The sequence below is a fragment of the Nodosilinea sp. E11 genome, assembly GCF_032813545.1.
Lineage (GTDB): Bacteria > Cyanobacteriota > Cyanobacteriia > Phormidesmidales > Phormidesmidaceae > Nodosilinea.
Genome location: NZ_CP136514.1, coordinates 263,388 through 283,262 on the forward strand (window position 1 = coordinate 263,388; position 19,875 = coordinate 283,262).

General features: G+C 56.3%; 15 protein-coding genes. 14 read left to right on the forward strand and 1 reads right to left on the reverse strand.

Annotation, left to right across the window (positions count from 1 at the left end; translation table 11 throughout):
• Nucleotides 1-94: 94 nt before the first annotated feature.
• The 11 genes from RRF56_RS01055 to RRF56_RS01105 all read left to right on the forward strand — a co-directional run bounded on the left by RRF56_RS01055 (nucleotide 95) and on the right by RRF56_RS01105 (nucleotide 16,133).
• A complete protein-coding gene (locus RRF56_RS01055; RefSeq protein ID WP_317033553.1) occupies nucleotides 95-1,150 on the forward strand; it encodes a HAMP domain-containing sensor histidine kinase in 1,056 nt (351 codons plus the stop codon).
• 78 nt (nucleotides 1,151-1,228) lie between these two features.
• Nucleotides 1,229-1,906: a response regulator transcription factor gene (locus RRF56_RS01060; RefSeq protein ID WP_317033554.1), complete on the forward strand. Its 678-nt coding sequence runs from the start codon at nucleotides 1,229-1,231 to the stop codon at nucleotides 1,904-1,906.
• Complete coding sequence (locus RRF56_RS01065) at nucleotides 1,903-3,192, forward strand: DUF4255 domain-containing protein (RefSeq protein WP_317033555.1); 1,290 nt, start codon at nucleotides 1,903-1,905, stop codon at nucleotides 3,190-3,192. Before RRF56_RS01060 ends, RRF56_RS01065 begins: the two co-directional genes overlap by 4 nt.
• A 156-nt stretch (nucleotides 3,193-3,348) precedes the next feature.
• Nucleotides 3,349-5,334 (forward strand): VgrG-related protein, encoded by a 1,986-nt coding sequence (locus RRF56_RS01070; protein WP_317033556.1) that lies wholly within the window; start codon nucleotides 3,349-3,351, stop codon nucleotides 5,332-5,334.
• 16 nt (nucleotides 5,335-5,350) lie between these two features.
• A complete protein-coding gene (locus tag RRF56_RS01075; protein ID WP_317033557.1) occupies nucleotides 5,351-5,743 on the forward strand; it encodes a DUF4280 domain-containing protein in 393 nt (130 codons plus the stop codon).
• A gap of 8 nt (nucleotides 5,744-5,751) precedes the next feature.
• Entirely contained in the window at nucleotides 5,752-7,728 is a 1,977-nt protein-coding gene (locus RRF56_RS01080; RefSeq protein ID WP_317033558.1) for an ATP-binding protein, read from the forward strand.
• An 89-nt stretch (nucleotides 7,729-7,817) separates the two neighbouring features.
• A complete protein-coding gene (locus tag RRF56_RS01085; RefSeq protein ID WP_317033559.1) occupies nucleotides 7,818-8,204 on the forward strand; it encodes a hypothetical protein in 387 nt (128 codons plus the stop codon).
• Entirely contained in the window at nucleotides 8,201-10,252 is a 2,052-nt protein-coding gene (locus RRF56_RS01090; RefSeq protein ID WP_317033560.1) for a DUF4157 domain-containing protein, read from the forward strand. Before RRF56_RS01085 ends, RRF56_RS01090 begins: the two co-directional genes overlap by 4 nt.
• A gap of 373 nt (nucleotides 10,253-10,625) precedes the next feature.
• Nucleotides 10,626-11,966, forward strand: coding sequence for a DUF4157 domain-containing protein (locus RRF56_RS01095; RefSeq protein WP_317033561.1), 1,341 nt, complete (start codon nucleotides 10,626-10,628; stop codon nucleotides 11,964-11,966).
• A gap of 207 nt (nucleotides 11,967-12,173) precedes the next feature.
• Nucleotides 12,174-14,003: a DUF4157 domain-containing protein gene (locus tag RRF56_RS01100; protein ID WP_317033562.1), complete on the forward strand. Its 1,830-nt coding sequence runs from the start codon at nucleotides 12,174-12,176 to the stop codon at nucleotides 14,001-14,003.
• A gap of 390 nt (nucleotides 14,004-14,393) precedes the next feature.
• Nucleotides 14,394-16,133 carry a DUF4157 domain-containing protein gene (locus RRF56_RS01105; RefSeq protein ID WP_317033563.1) on the forward strand — a complete coding sequence of 580 codons (1,740 nt, stop codon included), beginning with the start codon at nucleotides 14,394-14,396 and terminating at the stop codon, nucleotides 16,131-16,133.
• Nucleotides 16,134-16,262: 129 nt separating this feature from the next.
• Here the strand turns inward: RRF56_RS01105 and RRF56_RS01110 are convergent, their stop codons facing one another.
• Entirely contained in the window at nucleotides 16,263-16,934 is a 672-nt protein-coding gene (locus RRF56_RS01110; protein ID WP_317033564.1) for a YdcF family protein, read from the reverse strand.
• Between the two features lie 57 nt (nucleotides 16,935-16,991).
• Here RRF56_RS01110 and RRF56_RS01115 point away from each other — a divergent pair, with 57 nt between their 5' ends.
• The 3 genes from RRF56_RS01115 to RRF56_RS01125 all read left to right on the forward strand — a co-directional run bounded on the left by RRF56_RS01115 (nucleotide 16,992) and on the right by RRF56_RS01125 (nucleotide 19,867).
• Nucleotides 16,992-17,171, forward strand: coding sequence for a hypothetical protein (locus RRF56_RS01115; RefSeq protein ID WP_317033565.1), 180 nt, complete (start codon nucleotides 16,992-16,994; stop codon nucleotides 17,169-17,171).
• Nucleotides 17,172-17,264: 93 nt separating this feature from the next.
• Entirely contained in the window at nucleotides 17,265-17,681 is a 417-nt protein-coding gene (locus RRF56_RS01120; protein ID WP_317033566.1) for a GPW/gp25 family protein, read from the forward strand.
• Nucleotides 17,682-17,683: 2 nt separating this feature from the next.
• Nucleotides 17,684-19,867 carry a putative baseplate assembly protein gene (locus tag RRF56_RS01125; protein WP_317033567.1) on the forward strand — a complete coding sequence of 728 codons (2,184 nt, stop codon included), beginning with the start codon at nucleotides 17,684-17,686 and terminating at the stop codon, nucleotides 19,865-19,867.
• Nucleotides 19,868-19,875: the final 8 nt, after the last annotated feature.

The following is a 19,875-nucleotide window of genomic DNA, read 5'->3' on the forward strand; positions in this document are numbered from 1 at the left end:
ACGAGTAATGAATCAAGCTGCGCCAACGCTTACAGGGCTACTTTCTACTGAGGTAGATGATTGTGCTTCAGCTGGTCAGCTACAGTTAATGCAGTTGGTACGTCAGTTTTCGGCAATTGCCGGTTGGTTGACCTATTACAATCCCCTAGCTAAGCAGCGTCAGTATTTCCGCACAGCTTTGCCGACCTCCGAGCATCATCAGTTTGCCAGTCAAGTCAAGGTTGAATCAGAAGAATTTCTACACCGCCTCACCCACCAAGCCCGAGAAGTGCAGCCCAACGTTTGGGAGTTTTCTTATCAATCTCCGACGGTTCCGGCTACTATTTATGGCCTCAAGTTTCAAGATGGGCTTAGTCCAGAGTGGGCCTATCTACTGCTCTGGGTCGAACGACCTCTTGTCCAACCTCAGCCGCTATTGCTGGGACTAGATATTGTCAGACGGTCTCTTGTCTTAGACCAACAGCAGGCCCGGCACCGTCAGCAAGCCGAGCAGTGCCAGCAAATTCTGCGGCGCATCGAGCATCAGCTACGCAACCCCCTGGCGGTGATTCATCTCTATGCCGCCAACCTGCACGAAAGCCTTCAGAGCGAGCAAGATCGCCTTCAGGCTGACGCCATTCAAACGGCGGTCCAGCACCTGAGCGATCATCTAACTGAGCTGATCGCGGGTTGCCAACGTATCCAGGTGAGCGTAGAACGGTGTGACGTACAGGACTTGTTTGCGGAGGTTTGGCAGGGGTTGCAGTTGTCCGCCCAGGCTAAACAGGTGCACCTAACTCTACCGTCTCAGCCCCTGCACATTATGGCCGATCGGGCCCAACTACTCCAGGGGTTTGAAAACCTGTTGAGCAATGCTCTGAGTTTTAGCCCTCCCCAGGGGAACGTTAACGTCCAATGGCAGCTATTCCGGCAGGAAGTGCTGATTACTATTGCTGACCAGGGACCGGGGCTGACCCCTGCCGACATGCAGCATATGTTTCGGCCCTACTACTCCAATCGGCCCCAGGGCAGCGGGTTGGGGTTGACCATCGCCCGGCAAATCGTGCAAGACCACGGCGGCAAGATTTGGGCCGACAATTTGCCGACCGGGGGCGCGCAGTTTTCCCTGGTGTTACCTCGCCACCCACCATTGGGGGTGCGTGACGCCTAGCTCTAGATCCCGGCGGATGCCCCCCATGGTCAGAAATGTTTAGCTCACCTTACTCAGCCCACTTTTCTCAGCACACCTATGAACCATGCTGCTCCGGTTTCTCTCTTGCTGGTTGAAGACTCTCAGCTGTTTCGTCAGGGCCTGCGCACCCTGCTCAATTTTTATAATGCCAGTGGGGCTACCCCCCTGGCCATTGTGGGGGAGGCGGTAACCGAAGATCAGGCCCTGAAGCTCACCCAAACCCAGCACCCCAATCTCATGCTGCTCGATATGGAACTGGCCCAGGGCAGTGGGCTATCGGTGATGGAGGAGCTGCGGGGGGTGGCACATCCGCCGCGGGTGCTGGTGCTGTCGGCTCATCGGGAAGACGAGTCGGTGTTTCGGGCCATGCAGGCCGGTGCCCAGGGCTATGTCTGCAAAGATCGGGTGGCCGATCAGCTGGTGGAGGCGATCGCCACGGTATTGCGAGACGAAGTTTACCTTTCGCCTGAAATCGCAGCCAGCTTTTTTCGCCTGTTTCGGTTCTACGGTGGACAGTCGCTCCAGGGAAGCCAAGACCTGCATTTAACCGAGCGCGAACAGGAAGTACTGCACTGGCTGGTGCAGGGATCCTCTAACAACGCCATTGCTGAGCACCTGCATGTCACCGTAGCCACGGTTAAAGCACACCTGACCGGTATTTTTGAAAAACTCGGCGTCACCAGTCGCACCCAGGCCATTGTCAAAGCCCTTAAAGCAGGCCTAGTGACTGTATGAGCAACCACCTGGCCGTCGCTACCGTGACGGCAGTTTTGCAGCGAACGCTCCAGGCCAGCGTCCAGCGCCATATCGAGGCCGTGCGAATTTCAACGGTGGCCCCCCATCGCATTGGCCAGGGCACCCCTGAAACCGGCATTAACCTATTTCTCTACCAGGTCACCCGCAACAACGCCCTGAAAAACTCTGATGCCCTGCCCCAGCGATCGCGCAATAAGCGCACCCCCTGGCGACAGACCGCCCTGGAACTCCACTACCTGCTGAGCTTTTACGGCAACGAGGTCGAACTCGAACCCCAGCGCCTGCTGGGCAGCGTGGTGCGCACCTTCAACGACCGCACCACCCTGTCGAGCCAGCTGGTTCAAGACACCCTGCGCGACTCCAGCTTTGCCTTTTTGGCCAACTCCGATCTGGCGAACCAGGTGCAAGAACTTCAAATTACGGCCGAAGATCTGACCCTAGAAGATCTGGGCAAAATCTGGTCGGTATTCTTTCAAACCCCTTACTCGCTCTCCATCGCCTATAAGGTCATGGCCGTGGTGATCGACGGCGAAGACTCGGCCGAGCGGGCCTTACCGGTACGCGAGCGGCCAATCCAGGGGGTGTCGGCCTTCCCCATTCGCCCCCTGATTGAGCAGGTGCTGGCTCTGGAAGGTCCTCTTCAGCCCATTCTGCCCAGCAGTTGTCTGCAAATTCAGGGTCAACACCTGCAAGGGCAGCACACCTACATTCGTCTGGGTAACTGCGATGTCGCCTCCCTCGATCCTAGCCCCACCCAGGTCATGCTGTCGCTAACCACCGTGCCCCCCGAGGCGCTGCGGGCTGGGGTGCAAAGCCTGCAAATTGTGCACCGTCAGGTGCACCCCAACGACGGACCCATCGCACCGCAGGCGGGGATGAGTTCTAACCCGATGCCCTTTACCCTGTGCCCGGTGCTCAAATCGGTGCAGGTGAGGGATCTAGACGTCGGGGATGAAGATCACTGCTCTGCCACGGTGGAGATGGAGGTCAACCCTCGCATCGGCGCGACCCAGGGTGTGCTGCTGTCACTCTACGAATGGTCGACCCAGCAGCCCGCCACCTACCTGATCGAGGTGCCCCCTCGGCCCCAGGACAGCGATCGCCTGACCGTTGCGATCGCCGCCGTCAAACCCGGTGATTACCTGGTGCGCCTGATCGTCGATGGGGCCGAAAGCCCCTTAGATAGTGACGAAGACCCTAACAGCCCCACCTTTCAGTGGTACAACCGACCTCGCATTCACCTCGACAACGCGCCCGAGAGCTAGCCGTCCCCGACAAACTCGACTTTAGTGGAATATCCCTGGGGTGGGGGAGTCGTTAGGATTGGCCCATGCTATTGGCTCCGACCTCCTTGCCATTGAACTGAGGATATTGAGTACGGTTGCGTTTTTTGGCGTCCAAGTCCCTCTCCTGCTGACCCCATGCCCGCCATTTCTTACATTGCCAAACCGATTATCAAAATCGATGGAGCAGCCGTCGGGGCAGCCTTCCTGGAGGATATTTTGCAGATTTCGGTGGAAGAGAGCCTGCATTTGCCGGGGATGTTTACCCTGATGCTGCGCAATGACTATCTGCCGGGAGCAGCGCAGGATAAAGCTTGGAAGCATCAGTCACTGCTGGCCATTGGTAAATCCGTAGAACTGGGGTTTATTTCTAGCGCCATTGAGGCCGATGAATTTGACCAGGCGGCAGAAGGGCTGCTTTTAAAGGGAGAAATCACGGCGATTGAAACCCACTTTACCCACGATGCCCAGGCCCCCATTTTGGTGCGGGGCTACGATGTGTCGCACCGATTGCACCGGGGGCGACACAGCCGGTCGTTTCAAAACAAAACTGACGCCGATATCGTTAGGCAGATTGCCTCAGAGGTGGGCATTCCCACCGGCGCCGTAGACGCCACCGGCGGGCCCTACGGCTACGGCGATATCGGCGGGGCCAGCGGCTACATCTTCCAAGAAAACCAGACCAATATGGAGTTTTTGCGATCGCGCGCTGCCCGTCACGGCTACGAGTTGTTTGTGCAGGATGGCACACTTCACTTTCGCAAGCCCAAAAAAGATGGCACCCTCAAGCTAGCCTGGCTAAAAGAACTCCAAAGCTTTAGGGTGCAGGTGACCAGCGCCGAGCAGGTCAGCAGTGTAGAAGTGCGCGGCTGGGACTACAGCCAAAAAAAGGCGATCGTCGAAACCAGCACCAGCACCAGCGCCGTCCTGACCGCTACCGACCAGGGCAAAGGCAACAAGCATACAACCTTTCAAGGCAAACCTTCCCAGCCCAAGCTGATCGTCGTCGACCAGGTCACCGCCCAGGCACCCGAGGCTAAAACCATGGCCGACGCCCTCTGCAACGAACTGGGGGGCGAGTTTGTGCAGGCCGATGCCCGCAGCGACGGCAACCCGTTGATTCGCCCCGGCAAGGTGGTCGAACTCACCAACATGGACAAGTACAGCGGCACCTACTACGTCACCGCCACCCGGCATGTGTTCTCTGAGCGGGTCTATACCACCGAATTTAGCGTGCGGGGGCTGCGGGGCGGCGACCTGCTGCAAATTTTGACGCCCGCCGTGCAGCTGATGCCGGGGCAAACTTGCCTGATCGGCATTGTGGCCGATAACAAAGACCCCAAGGGTTGGGGCCGGGTGCGGGTCAAATTTCCCACCCTCACCGAAGAGCATATGAGCAACTGGGCGCGGATGGTGGCGGTTGGGGCCGGGGTCAGTCGAGGGTTCGACTGTTTGCCCGAAATTAACGATGAGGTGCTGGTGGCCTTTGAGCACGGCGATATTCACCGCCCCTACGTACTTGGCGGCGTGTGGAACGGCAAAGACGCCCCGCCGGAGAAGGTTGAGGAGAGCATTGGTCAAGATGGCAAGGTAAGGCTGCGTACCTTCAAAACTCGCCTGGGGCACCAGCTTCAGTTTGTCGAAGAAGATAAGGGCGACAGCAAACAGGGGGTATATCTCACTACCAAAGGCTCCCACCACCTGGACTTGAACGACACCGAAAAGCACATCGAAATTAAAAGCACAGACGGCCACCAGGCCCTGCTCGACGACAAAAATAAAAAGCTGGAATTAAAAAGTAAAGGCGGTCACCTAGTGTGCCTCAACGACAGCGGCACCAAGATCGATATGACCTCCACAGGCGACCTCAACCTGAAATCGGGCACCAGCGGTGCAAGCCGAGCCATTGACGTGAAGGGCGGCACCATTACCCTGACCGGAACGACCAAAATCACTCTGAAAGTGGGCAGCAGCTCTATTACTCTGAGCAACGCCGGGATTGAAATTAAAGGCATCCAGATCACAGCCCAGGCCACAGCTCAGGCCAAATTGCAGGGCATGACGGTCGATGTGCAGGGCAGTGCCCTCACCAAGATCCAGGGTGCTGTGGTGAAAATTAATTAGGGCGGAGGCATTAGCGATGGCAATTCAAGTGGTGTTGGGGGCCACCCTGCAGTGCAGCTTTGGGGTGGCCCCCAGCACGTTGGTCGTGCTTCCTAAGGGGCTGCCAGTCATGGATGGTGGCCCCTTAGCGGCAACTATTATGGACTTTGCCCCGATCGCCAATATTCCACCCTTTGGCCTGTGTACCTCGATCGCTAACCCCACCGTGGCCGCCGCCACCGCCGCCGCCCTGGGTGTGCTCACCCCCATGCCCTGCATTCCCGTCACCATGGCCCCCTGGTTCCCCGGTTCGCCAGCGGTGTTAATCAACAATTTCCCCGCCTTGAACAACAGCTGCAAATGCATGTGTGCCTGGGCGGGGGTAATTTCAATTCTCAATCCGGGCCAGTTTACGGTGCAAATTCCTTAGCTAAACCCATGAGCCTATCGTCGTCTGCTACGGACTGGTATGAGGCCAACCATCGCTACCTGATCGCAGCGATCGCCCAGCTGCACCAGCGGCTCAGCCACCAGGCCGACCCCACCACCCCTACGCCCGACCCACCTCCCAAGCAAGAGCAGGACTTAGCGGTGGACTTTAGCGATCGCCCACCCGCCCTAGATCAGCTCTGTCAACAGTTTGGCTTGTCGGCCTTTGAGCGCGAGGTGCTGCTGCTGAGCGCAGGTATGGAGCTTGACCCCCAGTGGAAAACGCTCTGCGCCGCCGCCCAGCACGACTCCCAGCGCAGTTACCCCACCTGGGGGCTGGCCCTGGCGATTAGCCCCCAGGCCCACTGGACGGCGCTACAGCCCGATGCCCCCCTGCGGCGCTGGCGGCTAGTCGATATTGGCCCTGGCAACGCCCTGGTCGATAGCCCCCTGCGGCTAGATGAACAGGTCATGCATTACCTGATGGGCCACTGCCCCCTGAGTGAGCGCCTGCTGGGGCTGGGCGCGGAGCGGGCGGCGGGCGGCCCACTGGTCGAGTCGCACTGCACCCTGGCTGAAGCCATGGCTCAGGCCTGGGTAGCGGCGTCTCAAAGTCAGCGATCGCTGCCCGTGCTTCAGCTCTGGGGCCGCGATGAGGTGAGCATGCGGGCGATCGCGGCCACGACTAGCGATCTGCTAGGTCTAGAGCTATGGGCCATGACCGCCGAAACCCTACCTACCGACCCGACTCAGCTACAGGCCCTGCTCGACCTGTGGGAGCGCGAGTGGCAGCTCAACCGCCGGGTGCTGCTGCTGAACTGCGATCGCGCCGAAGGACACAGCCCCGACCGCGACTGGGCGATCGCCCACCTCAGCGACACCCTCACCGCGCCGCCTCTGCTGGTGAGTGCCACCCGCCGCCGCCCCAGCCGCCGCCCCCAGATCACCCATGAGGTTCCCCTGCCCAACCCCCAGGAGCAGCGCCAGGTGTGGACCCACGCCCTGGGCGATAGCGTCGCTGCCCTCAATGGCCACCTCGACAGTTTGGTCTCTCACTTCAACCTCAGCCGCTCAGCGATCGAGACCATCTGCTGCACCGCCCAGGGCCAGACCGCCCAGGGCGCAGACCTCTTCCCCAGCCTGTGGCAGGCCTGTAGCACCCAGGCCCGGCCCCAGCTCGATGCTCTGGCCCAGCGCATTGCCCCCGCCGCCACCTGGGACGATCTGGTTTTGCCCGACAAAGAGATGGGCATTTTGAAGGAGGTCGCGGCCCATGTGCGCCAGCGGGCCAAGGTCTACGAGCAGTGGGGCTTTGCGGGCAAAGGGCAGCGGGGGCTGGGCATTAGCGCCCTGTTTGCCGGGGCCAGCGGCACGGGCAAAACCCTGGCGGCCGAAATTTTGGGCAACGCCCTGAAGCTCGATGTCTATCGCATTGACCTAAGTGCGGTGGTGAGCAAGTATATTGGCGAAACGGAGAAAAACCTACGCCTGGTGTTTGATGCGGCTGAGGGCAGTGGGGTGGTGCTGCTGTTTGACGAAGCCGATGCCCTGTTTGGCAAACGCACTGAGGTGAAAGATTCTCACGATCGCCATGCCAACCTGGAGGTGAGCTACCTGCTGCAACGGATGGAGGCCTACCGGGGATTGGCCATTCTCACCACCAACCTAAAGGCGTCGCTCGACCAGGCCTTTCTGCGCCGGATTCGGTTTGTGGTGCAATTTCCGTTTCCCGATGCGGCCCAGCGGGCGGAGATTTGGCGGCAGGTGTTTCCGGCGCAGACGCCGCTGGCCACGCTAGACTATGGCAAATTGGGCCGACTGAATGTGCCGGGGGGCAACATTCGCAATATTGCACTCAACGCCGCGTTTTTGGCGGCGGATGCCGACCAGGAGATCGCTATGCCCCACCTGCTGCAAGCGGCCCGCAGCGAATACCTTAAGCTGGAGCGGCCGCTGACCGATACTGAAGTGAAGGGCTGGGTGTAGCGATCGCCTCTCCCCGGCTAAGGTCTAAAACCGTTTTTCTTATGGCATGAGACAATAAGCTATCTCGCCGAACTACTCGGAGCTTTGCCATGCCGCGCCAACCTCAGCGATCGCTGCAAACCCGTTCCGCAAAGACCCATCCAAGCTCCGAGGCATTAGCCCCTCGACCCTTCGCTACCCCAACACCGGGAGAGGTAGAGGCGCGATCGCCTGAAACCCAGCCTTTAGAGGGGAGCCTACCCACGTTTTCCATATTTGCTGAGGGGGGGCGATTGCTCCCCCTTCAACCCAAGCTCACCATTGGCGCACCCAACGATAAATATGAGCAGGAAGCCGATCGCGTTGCCAAAGAGGTCGTACAGCGGTTGAGTTTTAGCGGTGGGAGCCCGTCAGCCCAGGATCCCGATCAACCGCCCCACCCCAACCAAACCCTGCAACGGGAAACCTGCCCGACGAAGAAGACGAGCTTCAGATGAAACCCCTGACCGAGCAGATTCAGCGCGTGGAACTGCCCGAAGAAGACGAACTCCAAATGAAACCGTTACTCCAACGGGAAATGGAGCCGAACGAAGAAGACGAACTTCAGATGAAACCCGATTCCCTGCAACGGGAGGTGGAGCCTGACGAAGAAGACGAGTTACAAATGAAGCCATTACTGCAACGACAAGGGAGCGAGGCTGTTGCCGCCAGTGATGACCTCGAATCCGCCATCCAACAATCTCGCGGGAGTGGGCAACCGCTGGCCGACTCGATCCGAGAACCGATGGAACAGGCGTTTGGTGGCGTTGATTTTAGTAGGGTGAAGGTACATACGGATGAGCGAGCAGACGCGTTGAACCGTACAGTGGGAGCTAGGGCCTTTACAACAAAGCAGGATTTGTTTTTTAGACGGGGGGAGTATCAGCCAGGGAGCCAAGGGGGACAGGAATTGATTGCTCATGAGTTAACCCATGCCGTACAGCAATCGATGGCATTCCATCAGGATAGAGAGGATTATACCCCTCCCCCTGTTATCAACGCTCAACTTGTCGATACCCCCTTCATTCAATGCAAGTCTACAATTACAAATAACGCGAATTTGGGCAATAAAGATACACCACTAAAAACGCTACACGATGTATTTGGGAAGTACTTTAATAAGGCTTTGGTAAACGAGACATATAATTTTCACCCTCTCCAAGTGTTCTACCTCGGTGCCACCCCCTACAATGGTTCCAAAGCTTATAAGAACCAATACTTAAAAGCAGAAAAAGTAGAAGCAAGTATTGATCCTGCATCCTCTAGTAAAACAGATAGTAAAAATCGTAATGATAACGTGATTCAACCTTATGGACACTTTGGTGTCATGGAGCGTGCTATTTTTGATCGCAAGAACATCGGCAATATTTACGATGGAGGACATTTGGTTGAACATACCCTGATGGAAGGACAAGACGCTGATGCAGAGGGGAATCTTGCGCCCCAACAGAATAAGCAATTTAATCAGGGACTTATGCGAGGCTGGGAGGATGTTCCTGAAAAATATATGCACAACTATAATACTGCGTTTAATTACACCGTTCAGGTTGGATATGATCAACAGACCTATCAGCGAACTGGAAAGCAAATTCGTGATGCTGGGGTACTCGGAAGTATTGATAAAGCTTTACCAGGCTCTGAACTAAACAATTTAGATGCAGAAATGGTTACCTTTGAACGGTGGATTCCCAGCCAATGGAAAGCGACCGTTGCTGATCCTAGCGGTATGAATAATCTCCCCCAACTTACTTTAACGAAGGGTGCCCACTGGAATGCTGTAGTCCCTAGTCAAGCGCAAGCAGAAGGTTTAGTCTTTAATTCCCAGCCAGCACCTTACACGGGAACGCTGAAACGCACAAACTCAGGGATGCTCGGTGGCTTCATCGAAACGGCCCAAGTTCCCACTAACATTCTAAATGCGGTGACTGTCGGAAATCAGCCTTCCTTTAGTGCCTATATGTTTCAACCGATCCCTGAAGATACAAGGGATCAACCTGTTCATAATCCCAGTACTGGCGCGTATGGTGGGCAAACTCCAGCAACACTACCGTCTTATACCCCCAACTTTGATTCGTTCCCTAGCACCGTCGATTTCTCTCAAATGGTTGAAGACATCTACGATAACGTTCCTCAACTAACCCTACAAGCCATCATACCTGGTTATTCTGCTCCAACTAGCTCCCCCAGTCCATCAGGATCAATATCAATCGCTAGCCGACTCAAGAAAAGAAAGCCAAAAGCAGCTACGCTAATAAAAGGTCTTGATGGGATTGGCAAAAAACATTCAAAGTCATACTCTGTTGTCCGGCAATTCTATTTCAAGAATGCAGATCAAGGAGGAGCTTTTATCAAAGCTCTGATTCAGACTAGGTATGACAAAAATAGTAAGTTAACCAAGACGGATCTAATCTCCACCATCCATAAGACCAATAAGCATCAAGCATTTAGCAGAAAAAATCGCAAGTTTAAGCTGCTAAGATTGCCTTACGAGAAGAAGTTGCAGTGAGTGTGATCGCCCCTCACCATAGCTTGGGTTGACCCTAGAAACCCAACGCTCATAATCCTTCTACTCACCGCAATGCAAATTTAACCAATGGCTTTGTTGGATTTTGCTACGCGCAACCCAACCTACGTTCTGCTCATCGGTGCCTCTGCCATCTCGTCTCCTGTAGCCGTAGCCGTAGTTTGGGTTGAGGACCGTAGCTTGCTTCCCGCAGGGTAACCCAACACCCACAACCCACGGCGATATCCCCAACACCCACTATTACCTTCGCTGTTGTGGGTTGGGCGATCGCCCCATCCTCGACCATCTGCCAATGGTGGTTGTTCTGTTCCAATGCGAAAATAAGATACCCTGCCGAAAAAATCGGAGCTTTGCCATGCCGCGCCACCGTTCTCGCTTGCAGCAATCCGACCACTCCACCTCACGGCCCAGCCAGATTGGATTCGCCTCCCGTCCCTTTGCTACCCCACCAAAAAGCGAGGCAGAACCGCGCACCCCTCAAACCGATAGTGAGCCAGCCCCAAAAGCCGGATATACGCTCTTTGCTGAGGGAGGGCGCACTCTCCCCATCCAACCCAAGCTCACCATCGGCGCACCCAACGACAAATACGAGCAAGAAGCCGATCGCGTCGCCAAAGAAGTTGTGCAGCGATTGAGTTTTAGCGGTGGTAGATCGTCTGGCAAGGATTCCGATCAACCATCCCACCCCAACCGAACCCTGCAACGGGAAACCCTGCCTGACGAAGAAGACGAGCTTCAAATGAAACCCCTGGCCGAGCAGATTCAGCGCATGGATCTGCCCGAAGAGGACGAGTTGCAAATGAAACCATTACTGCAACGTCAAGGGAACGGGGCTGTCGCCGCCAGTGATGGCCTCGAAGCCGCCATCCAACAATCTCGCAGTAGTGGGCAACCCCTAGCCGACTCAATCCGAGAACCGATGGAACAGGCGTTTGGTGGCGTTGATTTTGGTGGGGTGAACGTGCATACGGATGGGCGATCGGATCAACTCAATCGCTCGATTCAGGCAAAAGCGTTTACAACCGGGCAGGATATCTACTTTCGACAAGGAGCCTATGAGCCGGGGAGTCGTAGTGGGCAGGAATTGATTGCCCATGAACTGACCCATGTAGTGCAGCAGAAAGGTGCTAGTGAGAAAATCAGACCGAAGGTATACGGTGCTCAGAAGCATGTGGTAGGTATCAGCCCTGAAAATCAAATCCAGCGAGATAAACACGACAACCCAAGCGATTTTATAAAGTGGATAGAACAGGACAAAACATACTTAAAATGGAATACTAAAAATGAAGGCGACTGTGCCCCCGCCGCAAAAGAGATAGGCGCATTACTGGCGAACAATAATTTTACTGTGTTTTACCGTGGAATTTTAGCTTTTGGCAAAACACGTAGGGATGGTAACCGAAATCATTTTGTTATTGTTGTGCTAGTCAATGGGAAAAAGATCGTAGTTGATCCAACCCAGGGGCAATTTATAGGGGGTGAACCCACTGTTACCTACGACGAGTTGTGGCGAAAAAACTTCCAAAATGTAAAAATACGATGGTTAAACCTTGATACAGAAAAATTTGAAGAAGTGCAGCGCGGCATGAAGTTTATAGATTGTGCCACATTTGCAGAAGCTAACAGTTATGCTAGGGACTGGAAAACAGGGTATGACGCAGCGAGCGGAATTGTTCTAAGAGGAGAAGATCATTAGTGCGATCGCCTGCGCCATAGGTTAGGTTAAGGAACGAAACCCAACACCCACAGACCTTCTAGCCCCACCGTAATGCCAATTTGACCGACGGTTTTGTGGGGTTTTGCGATCGCACCACCCCACTTGCAGGCATCGACCATGGTCTAAGGCGTATTGTGAGCAGCTATGAGACGATCGTGAACATCCGCTGCGATCGGAACGTATGCTATGACACGCCACACCTCACCTCAAAAGCAAGAGTCTACTAAGGCTGCGATCGCACCATCATCCAACCCGTTGGCACCTCGCCCTTTTGCACAGCCAGCAGACGCCGTAGAAGCCGTTTCGGAACCCCAGTCGGTGGGCAGCCCCACCGTCGAGTTTTCTGTCTTTAGTGCCGATAGCGGGTTTCCACCGTCCGTGCAACCCAAGCTCACTATCGGTGCTCCCAACGACCCCTACGAACAAGAAGCTGATCGCGTCGCCAAGCAAGTCGTGCAGCGCATCCATGCGCCTCAATCTGATCCACCCCCCATTCAACGGGCCACCGGCCACGCTAACGCAATTACAGGAACAGCTTCCCCAGACCTGGAGACCTCTATCCACCGGGCGAGGGGGCTGGGGCAGCCGCTAGCCCCCTCACTGCAACAGCAGATGGGCCAGGCCATGGGGGCCGACTTTAGCAGCGTGCGGGTGCATACCGATACCCAAGCAGACCAGCTCAATCGCTCCATTCAGGCCAAAGCCTTTACCACCGGACAGGATGTGTTTTTCCGCCAGGGGGCTTACCAGCCGGGAAGCCAGGGCGGCCAAGAGCTGATTGCCCACGAGTTGACCCATGTGGTGCAGCAGAATCGGGATACTCAGATCGGCAGCGATCTTCCGATCAATCGTCAGCCGATCGCCATTGCGCAGACTACCTCCGACGCAGTCGTGCAGCCTGCCAGGGGCAAAGTTGGCCGGATCATGTCAGACTTGGCCTTCTTGCCGTTGTTGGGGGTCGGGGCGATCGGCGCAGAGGTGGCGGCAAGAATGACCTTTGGCTGGGAGAAAGATCGCAAAAAGATTCAAACCCCAACCAATCAGCTCGACCATCAGGGCACCAAATCCTATGTCGCTCAAGATATCGCGATCGCTGGGGGTGGCTTTGGCAACAAATATATTCTTAGGGGACGGCGATACGACCCCAAACCCGCCTATACCGGCAATCCATCGGCAGGCAAAGCGGTGATTCTCTTTTCAGGCAGTGGTGGCCCTAATGAAGACATGATGGAACCCGTAGCTGAGTTCTATTGTCGGCAAGGCGCTGTCGCCTTTGGAGTCAATTATCGGGGCTATGGCAACAGCCGCGATGTCGGCATATTCGGCGGGGAAAGTACGCCATTTATGAGTGAACAGGGCCTCTACGACGACGCCAGAAAAATTTTCAACTACGTCAACCAGACAGCTGGATTTGCTGCGACAGACATTACGCTCCATGGTTTTTCGCTGGGGGGAGCGGTGGCGTCACACTTGGCCAAAAAGCTGGCCAAGCCTGGCCCTGGGGGACAACCTGGAGTGCAGCTAGGGGGTCTAGTCCTCCACAGTTCTATCAAATCGGCCTACAAGGCGGCGAGGGATGAAACGGGTATCCCTGGGCTTGCGCAAATTGCCGGACTCGGGACTAAGGGCAGTGCCGGTAACTTTGATACCGAGGCTCACTTAGAACAACTGGCGGCTCGAGATCCCAATTTGCCGATTCACTTTATGGGGGGAAACTATGGTGCCGGGGATCAGCTGGCCTTGAGCCATACCCAACTTGAGCAAACTGGCCATGGGACGTTTACTAATGTCAGCTCTCATTCCGGGCAGGGAGGGCACCTAGCTGACAACATCACCATGCCTCAATTGACCGATCCGTTGGGTAATCCCATGACCGATGAAAATGGCGCACCGATGTATCCGCAGGCAGTGCCCTCTAATCACTTATCTCCACAAATGAAAGACAAAATGGCAACCCTCGTGGCCCAGGGACGCACTCGCAATGCGGCTCTACCCATGAATGTAGCGGCACTGTAAAACATGCGAAGCGATCGCCCACAATGTAGCTTTCCCCTGCCCCCTTCTGGCCCTGCAGGTCTCAACGGTAGATTTACCCCACCAACATCTCGACCTTTGGCAAATATCGATCGGCCCCCAGCCTCGGTATCGTAGCCACAGCATGAGGAAAATAGTAGGTTGGGTTGAGGAACGAAACCCAACACTCACAAGCCTTCTGGCTCTACCGTAATGCCAATTTAACCGATGGTTTTGTTGGGTTTTGCTAGCGCGCAACTCAACCTACCAGTGCCACTAGCGAGCCTAGATTAGTGACATTTGGAGATCAGACACATTTCGACCATAGTCTGAAGGGGATTCTAAAATCCTATGGGAAAATAAGGCATCCACCGCTGCGATCGCAGGTACACTATGCCGCGCTATCAATCTTCTCATCGGAAAGAGTTACCTAAGTCTTCCCCCAAAGCTAATGCGGATGCCCTACGATCGCGCCCCTTTGCCCCGGTCTTACAGCGCCAGGATCAAACCCCCGCCAGCCCAGCCCATGAGAGTCAACCGGCAGAGTTTTCGGTATTGGAGCCGGGTGGCAGCTGCCCCCAGCCCATTCAGGCCAAGCTGACCATCGGCGCACCGGGCGATAAGTATGAGCAAGAGGCCGATCGAGTGGCTGTTCAGATGGTACAGCATATCAATTCGCCCACCGCAAACCAACCCCAAGCGGACCAGGTTCAGCGCATGGAACTGACCGAGGAAGGTGAGCTTCAGATGAAACCCGATTTCCTGCAACGGGAAGTGGAGCCGGATGAAGAAGACGAGTTGCAAATGAAACCGTTATTGCAACGCCAAGGGAGCGGAGCTGTTGCCGCCAGTGACGACCTTGACTTCGCCATTCAGCAATCTCGCGGTAGTGGGCAACCGCTGGCCGACTCGATCCGAGAACCGATGGAACAGGCGTTTGGTGGCGTTGATTTTAGCGGGGTGAAAGTTCATACAGATGGGCGATCGGATCAACTCAATCGCTCAATTCAAGCAAAGGCTTTCACCACCGGGCAAGATATCTTCTTTCGGCAGGGAGAATATACTCCTGGGAGTAGCGGAGGGCAGGAATTGATCGCCCATGAGTTGACGCATGTAGTGCAGCAGAACGGGAAAGCAGTGCAGCCGATGATGCTGATGCCGGGATTAAACCAAGTAATCCAGGCACGGAAACTAACCAACGACGCGGATCTGATACAAGACGTAGAGGATGCACAGAAGAAAGTTGATGGGGCCGAACACCTTACGGTATTGGCAGTACTACAGACAATAGCAGGCTACTTCGAAACAGATGTAAGCGGCGCGACAAAGGCAAGCGAAGCATTTACGATCTTATCAAATGATACAAATCGAATTATGGACACGGAGGATCGTGAAGTCATAGCGCAAATCGTGCAGAACCGAATGAGAGCGGTGGCAAAAGACGCATTACGCAGAGAGAAGGCGTATCTGTACGAAGTTATGCCAGAGAGCTTATACGACCATAAGCAGCTCCAAGGCAAAACCAAATGGAATTCGGAGATGGATAATTACCTCAAAGCAGAGATAGATGTTCTGTGTGGCACATCATGGCACATCGACCAAGCCAGTGTCACGGAGGAGATAGTAGCAAGACGCGAACAGCGTCAAACAGAATGGTTAAATCATGCTTGGAAGAAAGTAGGAGAATTGAAGCCGATTGATAAGTCTTCCATACCAGTAAAGACAAAATTTTGGGAGTTCCTAGGATGGAAAATTCAAGGATTAGAATGGAAAATGAAAACCGTTGAGGCTGGTCCCACAGGTACAAAACTCCACTTAACCGTAAGCGGAGACTCTATGTTAGCACCGTCTACCCTGGTAAATGAAGACGCCAATATCCTTAATAAGAGTCCAGACCTGATCTATTCAAAACTTTTTGAGAGTGTAACTGTGAGCAAGCGAGTCCATGTCACTCGGGAGTCTACACCGAAGAAACATCTCTACATCGGAGATACGAACGGCGAAGGAGTAGCAATCAAAGACGACGCATGGGAAGACGATGCGAAGACGATGAAAGAGCATCTGAACTCATTCAGGACCGACGTGATCCAAAAAATAATAGCTGCAAAGTTGAAAAGATGGGACCTTAAGTAAAGGTAAAGGTAGTGCGATCGCCCCTCGCTGTAGGTTGGGTTTCGGCGTAGTGCCAGGAGGGTGGTGGTGGTGTACCGATCGCACCTCGTCAGGCCAAACCTAGCTTTCCGAGGGTTAAATTGTGCTGGGCTAGGGTTGGCCGCTGGTGGGGGTTTGTGGGGTTGGGCAGGGTTGCACCTGCATGGCGGGGGCGGGGCGAGTGAGGCCCATTACGGGTCTTTGGAGCAGGTACAGGCTGTAGAAGTAGAGTTCTCGCCACAGAAAGGGGGCTTGGCTTTTTAGGCTGATGTATCGGGTGGTGGGGGTGGGCGAGGAGTAGGCTACTAGGCCAAGATCGCGGGCCATCAGCAGCGATCGCCGCATGTGGAGGGGATCGCTGACGATCAAAACGCGAGTGAACCCCTGGCGATCGCTAATCTGCTTGGCCCCCTGCAAATTTTCCTGGGTGATGCGGGAGGTGGTTTCGCACCAGGTGTGGTTGGGGCTAACGCCGTGGGCGATCGCATAGCGGCTAGCCACGACAGACTCGGCTAGTTGGTCTTGGGCACCTACCCCGCCGGTAAAAATGAGATAGCGAACTGTGCCGGTCTGGTAGAGATCAATGGCATGGTTGATGCGTTCTTGAAACACGGGGGAGGGGGCTTCGCCCCAGACTGCGGCACCTAGGACGATGGCGGCATCGGCGGGGGCATGGTCGCGGGTGAGGCCAAAGCGGTAAATATCGAGGGCGATCGCAACCATTCCTGCCATCAGGCCGCTACCGATCGCCAGGGCGAGTCTAAGGTGGTGCTTCTGGCTCATGGGGGGTGGGGGGTAGGCGGCTTTGAGGGTTTCGGCGTAGTGCTAGGAGGGGGGGATGTGCCGATCGAATATTACCAGGCCAAACCATTCCAGGCGTTCGAGGTTTTCGGCGATCGCATCCAGTTTCTTCTTGGTATTCTTGCCGGTAAATTGGGCAGCGATTTGGGGGATGGTCCAGTTGCTGGGGGTGGTGCGGAGCAGGTCGCGGATGGCGGTAAAGCTTACATCGATTTATAGATTGCGCTCTGATCAACCAGAATTCGACCTTTGGCGAATATCGATCGCGCCCTAGCCCCAGTATCGTAGCCACAGCATGAGGCTAAAACTGCGATGCCAGAGGCGATGAATTACCTCAACCCCGAGGCCCACCTAGGACAGGGGCTTGCTTTCCCGATCCGCACCAGTGTGCAGGGCGGCCTGCAACTGAGCGCGGCCGGGCAAAACCTGACCGAATCGATCCGGGTGCTATTGCGCACCCGAGTCGGGGAGCGAGTCTACCGACCCGACTACGGCAGCCGCCTGGCAGAACTCACCTTTGCCCCCATGAACACCGATACCCTGCTGCTAATTCGCCTCAACGTGCAGGAGGCGATCGAGCGCTGGGAGCCGCGCATTGTGCTAGAGCAGGTGCTCACCGACCCCGACCCGGCCCAGGGGCGAGTCGATATCATCATCCACTACCGGGCTAAAGACAGCCACCAGCGCCGCAGCCTGGTTTATCCCTTTTACCTCATGCCGCCGGAGTAGCCGTGGACTTTGACTTTCTGTCTAAACTACCGACCTCAGACCTCGACGATCGCGCCTTTCAAGACCTGGTCGATGAATGTCTGCTGCGCATTCCCCGCTACTGCCCCGAGTGGACCAACTACAACCCCGGCGACCCCGGGGTAACCATGGTTGAGCTATTTGCCTGGCTCACCGACCAAATGCTGATGCGGTTTAACCAGGTGCCCCGCCGCAACTACGTGGCGTTTTTAGAATTGTTGGGCATTCGCCTACAGCCCCCCGCCCCGGCCCACACCGAGGTCACCTTTTACCTGGCCGCCAGCCTGCCCACGGTGTATCAAATTGCGGCGGGGGTCGAGGTGGCTACCGAGCGCACCGAAACCGATGAGGCGGTGATCTTTAGCACCGATCGCCCCCTGGCCATTGGGCTGCCCCTGGTGAACCATCTGCTGACCGCCGATCAGGCCGAGTCGACTCCGACAGTGCTAACCAACCCCTTCGCTAACCTCTGGTCACGGCGTTCGGATGGTCGCTGGGAAGGGCGAGAGCAGAGTATTTTTAACGAACAGCCCCAGCCTGGCAACAGCTTTTACCTGGTGTTCGATGGCCAGCAGCCCCTGGAGGGCAACGTCGTCGCCCTCTCCCTCTCCGGCGAAGCTGCTACCTCGACGGGCATTAACCCAGATCATCCGCCCCGCCAGTGGGAAGCCTGGACAGGCCACCAATGGGTGCCGGTATTGCTGGCAGAAGGGGACGACCAGACTCGGGGGTTCAGCTTTCACGAGTTGGGCGGTGGGGCCGATAGGCTGCACACCGCTGATGTAATTTTGCATCTGCCCCAGCAGTTTCCGCTGGCCCTCTTTGGCACCTACCAGGGCCGCTGGATTCGCTGTGTCTGCACCGTGCCGCACCACTACCAAAGTCGCTACAGTAGTTCGCCCCGGCTGGTGCGGGTGGCGGCACGCTCCATTGGCGGCACCATCGATGCCAGCCAGTGCCTGGTGATTCACGAAGAGCTGCTGGGGGAAAGCAGCGGCCTACCGGGGCAGAGTTTTCAGGTTCATAGCCCGCCGGTGCTGCCTCGCCGAGAGGGAGAGCGGCTGCTGGTATTGCCCCCCGATGGCTTGCCTCAGCTATGGCAGGAGGTCAACGATTTTGCCGATTCTGGCCCAGCCGACTACCACTACACCCTCGATTCCCTCAGTGGTCGAATTCAGCTGGGGCCGTTAATTCGTGAACCTAACCAGCTGAAGGAGCAGGTTTATAGGCGATCGCGCTCCCAAACCCGCGACTCTGCTCTGACCATCGAGCCCACCACTACGGCCACTGCCCTGGAGCGCCAGTACGGCGCGGTGCCCCCTCGGGGAGCGGTGCTGCGCATGGTGGCCTATCGCACCGGGGGCGGCCAGCAGGGCAATGTGCAGCGCCACACCTTGCAGATTGTGAAATCGGCGGTGCCTTACGTGGCCCAAGTAACCAATCATGTGCCAGCGCGCAACGGGGCCAATGCCGAGTCTTTGGATGACGCGGTACTGCGGGTACCCCGGCTGCTGCGCACCCGCGATCGCGCTGTCACCCCTGAAGACTTTGAGGCCCTAACCCAGCAGGCGGGGCAGGGGGCCGTGGCCCGTGCCCTCTGCCCGCTCAACCTGGCCCCCACTCCTGGTCTGGTGGAAGTCGTAGTGGTGCCCCAGGCTAATCTCCAGGGCATTGAGCGGGAGGTGGGCATGGCCCCCAGCGAGGTGGCGATTACACTACCCCTGCGGCAGCAAATTCTCGCCTTTTTGGATGAACGCCGTTTGCTGGGCGTACAGGTGGCCCTACGGGAGCCCGACTATATCGGGGTAGCCGTGCAAATGGAGGTGGGGTTAGCCCCAGAGTTTCAAAGTCCCCAGGCCCAGCAGATCGTGCTGCAGCGTCTGCGGCGATCGCTCTATCGGTTTCTGAACCCCCTAACCGGTGGCAATGAGGGCCAAGGTTGGCCCTTTGACACACCGCTCTACGCCTCCGACATTATTAGTCTGGTGCAGGGTAGCGAGGGAGTGCGCTACCTGGGCACAGTGCTGCTGTTTGAGCTGCGGCGGCAGGAGGCGGGCTGGATGCGATCGCTGGCCCCCAATAATATCGTCTACCCCGGTCCCCTAGGGCTGATTTGCTCTTGGGCAGACGCGACTCTGCGCTCCGGCCACGTGATTAGTCTGATTTGACCATTCCT

Excerpts from the sequence above, each read along its gene's own strand:
- RRF56_RS01085 (WP_317033559.1), top strand. The coding sequence starts at position 7,818 with ATGCCGCGCCAACCTCAGCGATCGCTGCAAACCCGTTCCGCAAAGACC.
- RRF56_RS01065 (WP_317033555.1), top strand. The coding sequence starts at position 1,903 with ATGAGCAACCACCTGGCCGTCGCTACCGTGACGGCAGTTTTGCAGCGA.
- RRF56_RS01100 (WP_317033562.1), top strand. The coding sequence starts at position 12,174 with ATGACACGCCACACCTCACCTCAAAAGCAAGAGTCTACTAAGGCTGCG.
- RRF56_RS01080 (WP_317033558.1), top strand. The coding sequence starts at position 5,752 with ATGAGCCTATCGTCGTCTGCTACGGACTGGTATGAGGCCAACCATCGC.
- RRF56_RS01090 (WP_317033560.1), top strand. The coding sequence starts at position 8,201 with ATGAAACCCCTGACCGAGCAGATTCAGCGCGTGGAACTGCCCGAAGAA.
- RRF56_RS01105 (WP_317033563.1), top strand. The coding sequence starts at position 14,394 with ATGCCGCGCTATCAATCTTCTCATCGGAAAGAGTTACCTAAGTCTTCC.
- RRF56_RS01075 (WP_317033557.1), top strand. The coding sequence starts at position 5,351 with ATGGCAATTCAAGTGGTGTTGGGGGCCACCCTGCAGTGCAGCTTTGGG.
- RRF56_RS01110 (WP_317033564.1), bottom strand. The coding sequence starts at position 16,934 with ATGAGCCAGAAGCACCACCTTAGACTCGCCCTGGCGATCGGTAGCGGC.
- RRF56_RS01095 (WP_317033561.1), top strand. The coding sequence starts at position 10,626 with ATGCCGCGCCACCGTTCTCGCTTGCAGCAATCCGACCACTCCACCTCA.
- RRF56_RS01120 (WP_317033566.1), top strand. The coding sequence starts at position 17,265 with ATGCCAGAGGCGATGAATTACCTCAACCCCGAGGCCCACCTAGGACAG.
- RRF56_RS01060 (WP_317033554.1), top strand. The coding sequence starts at position 1,229 with ATGAACCATGCTGCTCCGGTTTCTCTCTTGCTGGTTGAAGACTCTCAG.
- RRF56_RS01070 (WP_317033556.1), top strand. The coding sequence starts at position 3,349 with ATGCCCGCCATTTCTTACATTGCCAAACCGATTATCAAAATCGATGGA.